At 70.9% G+C, this 11,833-nt stretch carries 10 protein-coding genes; 4 read left to right on the forward strand and 6 right to left on the reverse strand.

Features of this window, described 5'->3' with window-relative positions; all coding sequences use genetic code 11:
- Positions 1-5 precede the first annotated feature (5 nt).
- On the forward strand, positions 6-1,187 hold the full coding sequence (locus tag KGD87_RS06175; RefSeq protein ID WP_284666561.1) for an FAD-dependent monooxygenase: 1,182 nt from the start codon (positions 6-8) through the stop codon (positions 1,185-1,187).
- Here the strand turns inward: KGD87_RS06175 and KGD87_RS06180 are convergent.
- From KGD87_RS06180 to KGD87_RS06205, 6 genes are all read right to left on the reverse strand, one after another.
- On the reverse strand, positions 1,132-1,803 hold the full coding sequence (locus KGD87_RS06180) for a hypothetical protein (protein ID WP_284666562.1): 672 nt from the start codon (positions 1,801-1,803) through the stop codon (positions 1,132-1,134). The two genes, KGD87_RS06175 and KGD87_RS06180, sit on opposite strands and share 56 nt — an antisense overlap.
- A gap of 93 nt (positions 1,804-1,896) precedes the next feature.
- Positions 1,897-3,453 carry a mucoidy inhibitor MuiA family protein gene (locus tag KGD87_RS06185; RefSeq protein ID WP_284668588.1) on the reverse strand — a complete coding sequence of 519 codons (1,557 nt, stop codon included), beginning with the start codon at positions 3,451-3,453 and terminating at the stop codon, positions 1,897-1,899.
- On the reverse strand, positions 3,453-5,648 hold the full coding sequence (locus KGD87_RS06190; protein ID WP_284666563.1) for a mucoidy inhibitor MuiA family protein: 2,196 nt from the start codon (positions 5,646-5,648) through the stop codon (positions 3,453-3,455). Before KGD87_RS06190 ends, KGD87_RS06185 begins: the two co-directional genes overlap by 1 nt.
- A 123-nt stretch (positions 5,649-5,771) precedes the next feature.
- Positions 5,772-6,206: a M15 family metallopeptidase gene (locus KGD87_RS06195; protein WP_240358117.1), complete on the reverse strand. Its 435-nt coding sequence runs from the start codon at positions 6,204-6,206 to the stop codon at positions 5,772-5,774.
- A 198-nt stretch (positions 6,207-6,404) separates the two neighbouring features.
- Complete coding sequence (locus KGD87_RS06200) at positions 6,405-6,812, reverse strand: MGMT family protein (protein ID WP_284666564.1); 408 nt, start codon at positions 6,810-6,812, stop codon at positions 6,405-6,407.
- 52 nt (positions 6,813-6,864) lie between these two features.
- Positions 6,865-7,395 (reverse strand): FHA domain-containing protein, encoded by a 531-nt coding sequence (locus KGD87_RS06205; protein ID WP_284666565.1) that lies wholly within the window; start codon positions 7,393-7,395, stop codon positions 6,865-6,867.
- Positions 7,396-7,578: 183 nt separating this feature from the next.
- Between KGD87_RS06205 and greA the strand changes: the two genes are divergently transcribed.
- The 3 genes from greA to KGD87_RS06220 all read left to right on the forward strand — a co-directional run bounded on the left by greA (position 7,579) and on the right by KGD87_RS06220 (position 11,761).
- Positions 7,579-8,097 (forward strand): transcription elongation factor GreA, encoded by a 519-nt coding sequence (gene greA / locus KGD87_RS06210; RefSeq protein ID WP_284666566.1) that lies wholly within the window; start codon positions 7,579-7,581, stop codon positions 8,095-8,097.
- 112 nt (positions 8,098-8,209) lie between these two features.
- Positions 8,210-11,095 (forward strand): ATP-dependent DNA helicase RecG, encoded by a 2,886-nt coding sequence (gene recG / locus KGD87_RS06215; RefSeq protein WP_284666567.1) that lies wholly within the window; start codon positions 8,210-8,212, stop codon positions 11,093-11,095.
- Between the two features lie 27 nt (positions 11,096-11,122).
- Positions 11,123-11,761: a protein-L-isoaspartate(D-aspartate) O-methyltransferase gene (locus KGD87_RS06220; protein ID WP_284666568.1), complete on the forward strand. Its 639-nt coding sequence runs from the start codon at positions 11,123-11,125 to the stop codon at positions 11,759-11,761.
- Positions 11,762-11,833 lie beyond the last annotated feature (72 nt).

An 11,833-nucleotide genomic window follows, 5' to 3' on the forward strand; every position in this document is an offset into this window, starting at 1 on the left:
TTCTCGTGGCTGGGGCTGGAATTGGTGGACTCACCCTGGCCTGCGCGCTTCGGCGCGTGGGCATCTCCGTCACCGTCTTCGAGCGCTCCGAGGCCCTGAAGTGGGTGGGCGCGGGTCTCACGGTGCAGATGAACGCCACGGCGGCCCTGCGCCGCATCGGCCTGTGTGAGGAGGTGGCCCAGACCGGTGCGTGTGCCACGGACATCGCGATTCTGAAGCCGTCGGGTTCGGCAATCACGTGGCTCCCGGTGACTTGGATTCAGAAGGAACTGGGGCTGCCGCTGGTGTGCGCCCACCGGGCGCGGCTCCAATCCGTGCTGCTGGCCCATGCCGGGGAGGAGAACGTCCGGCTGGGGCTCACCGTGACGGCGTTTCACGACGACGGCCAGACGGTGACGGTGCGGTTGTCGGACGGGAGCTCGGTGACGGGCGATGCGCTGGTGGGCGCGGACGGACTGCGCTCGGTGGTGCGTGGGGCGCTGCTGGGCGACGCGCCGCTGCGCTATTCAGGCTACACGAGCTGGCGGGGCGTGTGTCCAGACGTCCCGAGCGCGACGCCGGGACTTTTTTCAGAGACGTGGGGGCCTGGGGCGCGCTTCGGGGTGGTGCCCATTGGCTTCGGACAAACGTATTGGTTCGCCACGCAGAATGCTCCGGCCGGTGGGCAGGATGCTCCCGGGGAAACACGGGCCCGGCTGCAGTCCATCTTCGGCGGGTGGCACGCGCCCATCGCGGACCTGATTGCCGCGACGGATGAGGCGAACATCATCCGTACGGACATCCACGACCGGCCGCCCGCCAGCCGCTGGAGCCGGGGCCGGGTGACGCTGCTGGGAGACGCCGCGCACCCGATGACGCCCAACCTGGGGCAGGGTGGGTGTCAGGCCATCGAGGACGCCGTGGTGCTGGCGGAGTGTCTGGCTGGCGAGGGCTCCGTGGATGCGGCGCTGGTGGCCTACGAACAACGCCGGCTCGAGCGCGCCAACAGCTTCGTGACGCGCTCCTGGAGCATGGGGCGCGTTGCCCAGTGGGAGAATCCAGCGGGGCGCTTCATTCGCGATTCGCTCTTCCAGCTCGTGCCGCGAGGGCTCGCCGCCCGGCAGGTCCGGGAACAGGTGCGCGACGCGGCTTCTAGAGGTCCAATCCAAGCAGCGCCCCAGCGAACGGCCCATCCAGCGAAACCGTGAACGGCGCCGCATCGGGAGTCGGCTGAAGCCCGTCTGCCTTCTCGAAGTAGTGCGTGTATCCGCCGTGGACGCGGGCATGCACGGAGCGGCCGAGCTTGAGCTGGATGGCGGCCAGTCCGCCCGCGCCGAAGGCCCACTTGCTCCTGCGGCCCTCGTAGAAGTTGTTGCCACCCAGCCGCCCCGTGGGCAAGGAGACCTCCGCCGCGTTGCCGAACGCGCTCACCCCGAGCGTCACGATTCGCGTCAGCGAGAAGCGCTTCTCCAGCCCCGGCCGCATCGCCAGGACCTGGACGTCACCTCCCGCCAGGTACCAGTCGATGCCGTTCGTCCACCACCAGTCGCTCCGCTCGGAGGCGCGGACGAGGTTGAAGTGAATCCCACCGGAGAGCCGCGCCGCGCCGCTCCGGGCGCTCACCGACTTCACCCGTGAACGCAGCGTCGGCACCTCCGTCGCGGGGTGCCGCATGGGAGACAGCGTCCCGCCGACCTCCACCGCGAGCTGAGGCGGAGGGGGCGTCGCTTCCTGCTCCGGGGGCGGCGCTGCCCTCACGGCCGGAGAGGACAGGCAGGCAGACACCAGCATGCCGACGGTGCACACCGCGCGAGTGACGCTCATGGGGCTTCCTCCCGGGGGGATGAATGCTGCCGTCGCAACCGTGGCGGAAGTCCCGGCCCCCCAGGGCTGTTTCGCGGTGGAACCCGAGCCTGCTCAGAGCCCGGCCACCTTCGCCGCGCTCGTCACCACGTAGTCCATCGCCAGCTCCTGCTGCGAGCGGGGCGCCGCCGTCAGCTCGAAGCGGACGATGCCCTCCTCGCTGACGCGGGCGGGCGCGGGCTTCGTGCTCTCCCGCAGCAACTGAATCTCCACGGCCTCCACCTCGGAGACGGGGATCCGTTCCTCGATGGCCACCGGCACCGCCTGCGCGCCCATGTTGGAGAGGAACAGCCGCACCTGGTGCGTCGTCACCTTGCGGCCGGTGAGCCGGCTGGTCTCCCGTCCCACGTCCTCCGTGCGCGCCACGCGCAGCGCGTCCTCGCTCCCGAAGCCCAGCTTCACGCGCTCACCCTTGCCGGTGAAGCGCAGCTGCGCGCGCCCCACATAGCCGTGGGTGCGCACCAGCTTCACGGGGCCCGCGAGCAACACCGTGGGGCCCGTGTTGTCGAACCGGGCCACCCGGTGCACCAGCGGCGACTGCTCCGGCATGGCCACCAGCTCCGAGGCCGCGGGCGCGGTGAACTGGAACAGGGGGACGCGATAAGGCTCGCCGTCGGACGGCACGGTGGCCCGATGCGGGGCCGTCACCGTCAGGGGCTCGCCGCCGTCGTCCATGCCCGGCAACGCCTCCTCCTGCCGCGCCGCGCCGGGCTCGCCCGCGGTCTGGATGACCTCCTCGCGGATGGCCACCTCCACCACCTGCTTCTCGCGCTCCGTCTTGTCCCGCAGCCACAGCCGGTCCTCCTGGAGCCGCGGCGGCGTGGCGCCCAGCGTGGGCCGCGCGGTGGAGAAGGCCAGCTCCACGTCCTTCCACTCCTCCTCGGTGCGCTGCCAGACGACGGCCTCGCACTCCAGGGTGACGGACTCACCGGAGCCTTCGCGGGACAGCGTGGCGCGGTAGGAAGGCCGCCAGGCCGCACAGGGCACCAGATACGTGACGGACAACGTGGCGGGCCCGCCGGTGGGGTGGCCCACCTCCAGCTCCGCCTGGACGTCGACCTTCGGCTCCAGGAGCTCGACGGCCGACTGAGAGCCCCGCGCCTCGTCGAGCTGCTGCCGCAGGCGCAGCGCCTGCCGCTGCGCCTCACGGAGCGCCGAGTCCGCTGACACCTGCTCGCGGCGCACGGTCTCCAATTGCTCCCGCCACGTCTCCGGCCGCGCCTGTCCGGCGCCTGCCTGCTCGGAGATGGCGCGGTGGACCTCGGCGCGCGCGGTGTCCAGCAGCCGCAGCCGGGCCGACAGCCGGGTCTCATCGGCCGCTACGCGCCGGAGCTCCTGCTCCAGCTCCGCGACGCGCGCTCCGAGCGCCGTGCGGTGCTCGCGCTCGGCCTCGGGCGCTTGCGGCTTCGCGGCCCGGCGGATGCGCGCCTGGGAGATGGTGCCACCCGCCACCTTCGCCTGGAGCGAGCGGTCCACCGCGAGCGGGGACAGTCCCTGGATGACCAGCCGCTGCGTTCCCACTGACAGGGGAACCTCCCCCCGCCGCTCGACGAGCGCCCGGTCCTCGAGGACGGTGACCTTGACCACGGGCAGGATGAAAGGGGTGCCCATCATGTCCTCCGGTTTCCGCCGCCGAGCATCTTGTTGCCCGGAATCTTGACGGTCCATGTCGCCTTCAGTGTCTGTGCTTCACCCGGCTGGAGCACCACGCGCCACGCTCGCTCGCCCTCCACCTTCTCTTCGCCGGGCAGGGGCAGGCGCTTCTGCCAGAGCGGGGCGACCTCCAGCTCCTCCACCTTGATGTCCTTCTCCGTGCTGGCGGGGACGGTGGGCACGCGCTCGCACACCTCCACCAGCACGCGATTGGCCAGCCGGTTCGCCAGCTCCACCGACACGTGGTGCGTCAGCATCGTCGAGCCGCCGAACATGCCGCCCGTCGCCTCGTCGAAGCGCGTGTTGCGCGCGACCTTGATGGACTCCTCCACGCCGAGCCCCAGCCGCTGCGTCGAGCCCGGGGCCATGGTGGGCAAAGGAGACGTCATCAGGAACTCGTTCTCCAGCGTGACGTCCACCGGACCTGCCAGCAGCGGATACGGCGTCCGGTTCTCCACGCGCACCGTGCGGAACGCCCGCGGCTCCACGGAGGGGACGCAGACGTACTCCGCGGACAGCCCCACCGGCACCGACAACACCGGCACGGTGTGCCACGCGCCGTCCGACGGCACGTCCGCGCGCGTCTCCACGTCGAAGCGCGCATCGAAGTGCGGCGAGGACGTCCGGGGCGGCTGGGACCACGCCGGCGCGGTGGCCGCCCACACGGACAAGGTCTCCTTCACGCTCAGCGCGACTCGCACGGTGATGTCGAGCTGCGCGTGGACCTCCGCCAGCGCCACCAGCTCCCGGGTGAGGTGCCCGGGACGCGGCTGCAGCCTGCCACGCGCGCCCAGGTCCTCCGCGGGCGCCATCGTCAAGCGGTCGTAGTCCAGCAGCGCGTCGGAGGGGTTCTGCCGTGGAGGCGTGCGCTCGGCACCCCCTCCGCCGCCACCTCCCAGCGAGGCGGCATCCAGGCTGAGCCCGTCTTCGTCATCGTCGAAGGCACCTTCGTCCTCCGCCTCCACCTTGGCCGGAGGTGGCGGCCGGCTCGCGCGCGGCATCATGACGCCGCCCCGGGACTTCTTCTTCTCTGGGAACGGGGCCGCGGCGCTGGGGCGCGCCGGTACACGTCGAGGGGCGGCTCCCGGTGGTGGCGGAGGTGGCTCGGCCACTTCCTCCATGGCGTAGTCGGGCTCGGGCGCCATGGGCATGGCGCCGCTCTTGTTCTTCTCCCGGGGCTGTTCGAAGACGGCGGGCAGGGGCGTGGGCTCGGGCTGCGTCGGCGTGGGCAGGCTGGCGTCGTAGCCCGAGAACAGCTCCTCGAGCCCCGGTGGCGCCTCTCTCCAGCCCGAACGCGCGGGAGGCGGTTGGTGGCGGCCAATGCGCAGCGCCTTCAGTTCGGGGACCTCCGCGTGGCGGGCGAGGTCCGCGGTGGAGACGGCGAGCTTCACCCCCGTCCAGTCCTCGCCGGTGCGCTGGAGCACGGAGGCGCGCATGCGCAGCGTTCCCTCCTCCAGCGTGCGCGGCAGGCGCAAGTCATAGGTGGGCACCCAGCGCGCCCCCTGGACGGCGTACTCCAGCGCGAGCCGCGCCCCCTGGTCCGCGGGGAGGGGGCCTGACAGCGTCAGCACGACCGCGCGGTACACGCGAGCGCGCTGGCCTCGCACGGACGATGAGGCCTCCGCCACGCGGCTGCGCCGCAAGCGCAGCTCGGCTTCGGCGTCACGCTGCTGCCGCTCCAGCTCCAGCTTCCGCGAATGGAGCGCCGCCAGCTCCGTGTCCACGAAGGACATGAGCGACAGCATCGCGGACACGGGGGCGCCCCGGGGCTCCTGTGCTTCCTTCGGCCGGGGAGGGAAGCCGGGGGACAGCTTCGACAGCGCCTCCAACTCCTGGCCCACGCGGGCGAGCTGTTGCGTGAGGTCGGAGAGGCGGTGCTCGGCCTCCTCGACGGCACGGTGCTCCGCGGGCACGTCGACTTCTGGCGGAAGCTGGACGTCGTAGGTGGGACGAAGGTCGCGCACGGCGAGCCCCGACGGGCCGTGGACCACGGACGCCCGGAGCGAGCCGGGCTGCAACGACAAGGGCAGGCCATTGATTCGCACCTGCGAGGGCAGCATCCCTCCCGCCATGGGCACCGTGGCGACCCGCGTACAAAGCGCCCCCTCCGCGTGGACGGTGACGGCTTCGAGGTTCGATGTGACGACGAGCATGGCTGCTCACCGTAATCGAGATGTCTGATAAAAATCAGTCCCCCCGGCCAAATGGCCCCAACCCGTGAGGTCGGGATGCCCTGGGGCCGGATTGACGACGCCCCGCGTTGGCGTTAGGGCGCTTCAGCTCTTCTCGGTGCTCGCCACGGGAGGAGGCCTGGGCCGTGGGCGCTTCAAGGGCCGGCCCACGCAGTCGCGGCCCGGCGCCGGCTCGCGGGTGCTGCGCGGGCGGTACTCCCAATGCCAGGGCTCGGAGCGCACCGTGCGCTTGAAGCCGAAGCGGCAGGCATTCGACACGAGCCAGTCATAGGTCGGCGTCTTGACGCCGCCGATGACCAGGTCCACCGCGAGGCCCCGCTGATGGTTGGAGCGCCCGGGCCGCGCCGCCTGGGGCCCCTTGCCCTTGCGGTAGCGCTCATAGAGCCGCCGCTGCTTCGCGGGGGAGCGGTAGCCGCTGCGGACCCAGAGGTAGATGTTCTTCGAGCGGGCTTCAGCCTTCATCCGCCGGTACGCGTCCGCGGCGTCGTGGTGGAGCAGTTGCCCGTTCTTGAGACGCACGAGCCGAGCCCCCTTCGCCTCACTTCGCCGGGGCTTTGTTTCGCCGGCGAGGGCTTGGGGCGCGAACAGGCACAGGAGGATGAAGACTCCCCAGCGGAGCAGCGCGAGCGGCATGTTTGGACGCCGGCCCCATGGCCGGAGTCCGAACTTTCGCGCGTCTGTGCCTCGACGCAAGCAGACGGGAAGGCGACCGCCTGTTCAGAACAGATTCAATTGCGCGCCGGGTGTCTTCACGACTTCGCGCGGAGGCAACGGCTGGAACCCATGGGCGCGGGCCCACGCCTCGCTGGGCCCAGTCCAGTGATGTGACGCCATCCGGACGTGGTCTCGCTCGTCGAAGGTGACGCCCTCCGCCTCCAGGGCCTCGCGCTGTCCGTAACCGGAGGTGCTGATACCACCCGTGCGATTGATGATGCGTTGCCAGGGCACGCTGTCCGCGCGGGTGCCCAACGCGCCCAGTGCATGCCCCACGACGCGGGCATCGCAGCCCTCACCGACGATGACGGCGATGTCCCCATACGTGGCCACCTTCCCATGCGGCACCTGCGCGGTGACGGTGTAGATGCGCTCGAAGTAGTCGCGCTCGTCGCGTGGCGGTGTGGACATGCGGGCTCCTGTCGCGTTCGGAAACAGCGTGGGCGTGGGGACGCGTGAAGGCTCAGCCGCTGCGTGAGCCCAGCCCGGTGGCCTCGCCCGCGCGCAGGCGCTCATGCAGGGTTCGGGTGAGCAAGTACCAGAACTGCACGTTGCCCACGCTCAGGATGTCACCATCGCGCAGCACCGCCTCTCGGCCACCCAGGGAGCGGGCGTTGAGGAAGGTGCCGTTGGTGGAGCCCAGGTCCTGCACGGTGCAGCGCTGGTCGGCTTCGTTCCACCGCAGCTCCGCGTGCATCTTGGAGACGGACGCGTCGTCGACGACCAGGTCGCAGTCCATGCGGCGGCCAATGCGCAGCCGGTCGGTGGCGTCGAGCGGCGGCAGGGTGGCCACGCGCAGGTGTTCGAATTCGAACAGCAAGGCCAGCATGCCCTGCTCGATTTCCGAGGGCGCCGCCATGCGCGTGGGGGCGAGCACCGCGGCCGAGGCCTCGGAGGGCGGGCGCTGGATGAGTGCGAAGGGCCCCAGTTGACGCTGGAAGGTACTGGCGGGCAGCGCGGCACCGAGCGCGCGCAATTCCTGGACGGACAGCACGGGGGCAGACTAGCGGGTCACCGGGCGCGCGCCCAGCCCATCTGCCGTTCCCTGTACGGGTTTCATTGACCAACTTGTCAGTGGTTCCCTACATTGGACGCTGGTCGCGGGGGCCGGGCTCTGGAAGCGGAGCGTCGGCCCTCCATCGTCTTGAACCTGGGTGTGGTGGAAGGAGCTGTGTCGATGAGCAGCGGGAGCGACAACATCCCGATGACCCCGTCCGGACTGCGCAAGCTGAAGGAGGAGCTGAAGCACCTCCAGTCCGTCGAGCGGGGGAAGATCTCGCGCGAGATCGAGGTCGCTCGCGCACATGGCGACCTGCGCGAGAACGCGGAGTACCACGCGGCGAAGGAGAAGCAGTCGCACATCGAGGGGCGCATCCTGACCCTTAACGACTGGATTGCTCGCGCGGAGGTCATCGACCCTTCGAAGCTGGGCGGCGACAAGGTCATCTTCGGGGCGACAGTGGACCTGCTCGATACCGAAACCGACAAGCCGGTGAGCTACCGGCTCGTGGGGGAGATCGAGGCCGACCTGAAGAAGCGGTGGATTGCCGTCACCTCACCGGTGGCGCGCGCGCTCATCGGCAAGAAGGTGGGTGACGTCGCCACGGTGCAGAGCCCCGGCGGCGTGCGCGAGCTGGAGATCCAGGAGATCCGCTTCGAGGAGCCCGCGGAAGAGGCATCGGCGAGCGAGAGCTGAACCTCGGAAGCCGCAGTGAGTTGCCGGGGGAGCGGGCCAGGGCTCGCTTCCCCGGTCTCGTTTTGTGGGCGACGTCATCCCCGTTCCGTAGGATGTACGGCGGAACCCCCGCGTGAACCACCCGCTCGCCAGCCTTGTTGGACCCCTCCGGTACGTGTGCCAGCGCGACTTCGCGATGCTGGCCACCGTGAAGTCGTTGCGCCCGGTACTGGAGCGCGCGCTTGCCGGGGCCAGCGGCGTGGACGCACGGGCCCTGGACCACTTGAGGGCCGCGCTGCCCGACGTGGACCACGCCATGCCCGAGCGCCGCAAGGCCGCGCTGCGGCGCGTCGTGGCCGGGCTGAAGGTCAGCGGCGTGGAGCTGCCCGCGGAGCTGCGCGGCGTGACGATGGAGGGCGCGGTTCCGGCTCGGCCACGGACCCCGCAGGCTGCTCCGGTAAATTCGGGAGGCACGACGCCCCCGGGGTACGTGCCGCCCTGGAAGTCGGCGGAGCCACTGCCCTCGTCGCGCCCGCGGCCGGAGGCGCCTCGAGGACCGGCTTCGGGGGGCGCCTCGGCCCCTGCGCGTGGAGGCGGCGGTGCGGGTCCCCTGCCGCGCATGAGTCCTGATGGGCCGCGGGGACGTCAGGCCGGGATGGACTCGGACCTCCTGGCGGCCCGGCCCCCGCGGATGGCGCCGCCGCGGGCGAACGTCGCCGCGCCGCAGCCCTCCGACGGGCGGCAGGGCGCGCCGTCGTCTCGGGCGAAGCAGGGACTCCGGCAGGCCGCGCTCGACACGGGGCCGGAGGCGGTTCCCGGCGCGAAGACGCGCAAGGAGAAGGCGCAGCGAAAGAAGAAGCGGGCTGTCGCGGCGGAGGCCTCTCGCTCCGAGGCGAAGCTCCTCTCCATCGCGCCGCGCTCCGGGCCGCTGTCGTCGCCGCTGAAGACGCTGGGCAAGCGGCTGGGGCCCAGGCTCGTCTCGGCGCTCGACAAGAAGGGGCTGCGCCGCATGGGCGACATCCTCTTCATGCTGCCGCGCTGCTACGAGGACCGCCGCCGGTTGCGCACCATCGCGGAGCTGGAGCCCGGGGAGCGGGGCGTCACGGTGGGCATCGTCAAGGTGGCGGACTTCGTCGCGGGCCGCCAGGGCCGGCGCATGTTCCGCGCCGTCGTGGGGGACCGCTCGGGCAGCATCGCCGCCACGTACTTCAACGCGGGCCCCTGGCTGAAGAGCCGGTTCACCGTGGGTACGCGCCTCGTCCTCTCCGGCGAGGTCCGCGCCACCATGACGGGCCGGGAGATGGCCCATCCGGAGATAGAGCCGGCGGAGGACCTGGACTCCACGACGTCGGTCCACTTCAACCGCATCGTCCCCGTGTACCCGGGCTTCGAGCGCGGCGAGCAGCGCTCCTTCCGCGAGCTGACCTCCCGCGTGGGCGAGCAGTACGCGCACGAGCTGGATGACCCGCTGCCCGCGGACCTGCGCCGACGCCTGGACTTGATGGGCCTTCCGGACGCGCTGCGCTTCATCCACTTCCCGCCCGGGGACGCGGACCTGGAGGCGCTCGACGCGCACCAGAGCCCCGCGCACCGGCGGCTCGCGTTCGACGAGCTGTTCTTCCTCCAACTGGGCATGGCGCTCAAGCGGCAGGGCGTGAAGGCGGAGGTCGGCATCTCCTTCGACGTGTCCGAGCCCCGTCTGGCCAAGGCGCGCGATGCGCTGCCGTTCCAGCTCACCGGCGCGCAGGCGCGGGTGGTGGAGGAGCTCTGCTGGGACATGGCGCGCCCGGAGCCCATGAACCGGCTGGTCCAGGGCGACGTGGGCAGCGGCAAGACGGCGGTGGCCATGGTCTCCGCCCTCATCGCGTTGCAGGCCGGCTACCAGGTGGCCGTCATGGCGCCCACGGAGATCCTCGCCGAGCAGCACGAGCGCAACTTCCGCAAGGTGATGGAGCCGCTGGGCTACCGCGTGGGCCTGGTGAGCGCGGCGGGCACGGCGAAGGCCAGGCGCCAGGTGCGTGAGGCCGTGGCCCGAGGCGAAATCCAGTTGGCCGTGGGCACGCACGCGCTGCTCCAGGCCGACGTCTCCTTTGAGCGCCTGGGCCTGGTCGTCATCGACGAACAGCACCGCTTCGGCGTGCTCCAGCGCCACACGCTGATGAGCAAGGGCCCCAAGCCGGATGTGCTGGTGATGACGGCCACGCCCATTCCCCGCACGCTGGCCATGACGCTGTACGGCGACCTGGACCTGTCCGTCATCGACCAGCTCCCGCCGGGCCGCACGCCCATTCAAACGCGGGTGTTCAACGACAAGCAGCGCGCGCTCGTCTACGAGTCCGTGGGCGCGCAGCTGCTCAAGGGGCACCAGGCCTACGTCGTCTACCCGCTGGTGGAGGAGTCGGAGAAGCTGGACCTGGAGGACGCCACGCGCGGCGTGGAGAAGCTCCGGAAGGTGTTCCCCGACGCGAAGGTGGGGCTGCTGCACGGGCGGATGAAGGCGGAGGAGAAGGACTCCGTCATGGAGGACTTCCGCGAGAAGCGCGTGGACCTGCTCGTCTGCACGACGGTAGTGGAGGTGGGCGTGGATGTGCCCAACGCCTCCGTCATGGTGGTGGAGTCCGCCGAGCGCTTCGGCTTGTCACAGCTTCACCAGCTCCGGGGCCGGGTGGGGCGCGGCGCGGCGGCGAGCTTCTGCCACCTGGTGGCCGGAAGCGCGCGCTCCTGGGAGTCCGCCGAGCGCCTGACGGTGATGGAGCAGAGCAGCGACGGCTTCGTCATCGCGGAGAAGGACCTGGAGATTCGAGGCCCGGGAGAATTCCTGGGCACGCGCCAGAGTGGCCTGCCCGAGCTGGCGGTGGCCAACCTGGCGCGGGACGGAGACCTGCTCTCCATGGCGCAGTCCGAGGCTCGGCGCATCCTGGAGAAGGACCCGGACATGAAGGCGAAGGAGAACCAGGGCCTCGTGAAGGCGCTCGAGGAACGCTGGGAAGGGCGGCTCGCGCTCGCACAGGTGGGTTAGGGCGCCTGTCATGGCTAGGCTAGGGGCATGGGTGATTGGGGAAGGGCCGACTACCTGTCGCGGCATGGCATCAAGGACTCGCGGGTCCTGGAGGCCATCTCCCGGCTGAACCGCGCCGACTTCGTGCCGGAGGACCTGCGCGAAGAGGCCCGCGCGGACGTGCCGCTGCCCATCGGTCATGGGCAGACCATCAGCCAGCCCTACGTCGTGGCGCTGATGACGGAGGCGCTCCAGCTCCAAGGGGACGAGCGCGTCCTCGAAATCGGCACCGGCTCGGGCTACCAGACAGCGCTCCTGTCCCTGTTGTGCCGCGCCGTCTATACCGTCGAAATCATCCCGGAGCTGGCCCGGTCGGCGCGAGAGGTGCTGGAGCGGCAGGGCTTCGAAAACGTCTCGTTCCGGGAGGGAGACGGCTCACTGGGCTGGCCGGAGCAGGCGCCCTTCGATGCCATCCTCGCCGCCGCGGCGCCGCCAGATGTTCCGCTTCAGCTCTTTTCGCAACTCAAGCCGGGCGGACGCATGCTCATTCCGGTGGGGCCCCAGGGAGGCACTCAGCAACTGCTGCGCATCCAGCGCGCCCTCCGGCCCGGAGAGGTGCCCCAGGTGGAGTCCCTGCTGCCGGTTCGCTTCGTGCCCATGACAGGGCAGCCCCTGTCGCAGGGGTGACGTCCTGGGCTCGGGTGGCTCCTGACCCAGCGAGGCGGGAGGCAGGCTGGGTGTCCGCTTGCTCGCCATGTC

The organism is Myxococcus sp. SDU36 (assembly GCF_030168875.1).
GTDB lineage: Bacteria > Myxococcota > Myxococcia > Myxococcales > Myxococcaceae > Myxococcus > Myxococcus vastator.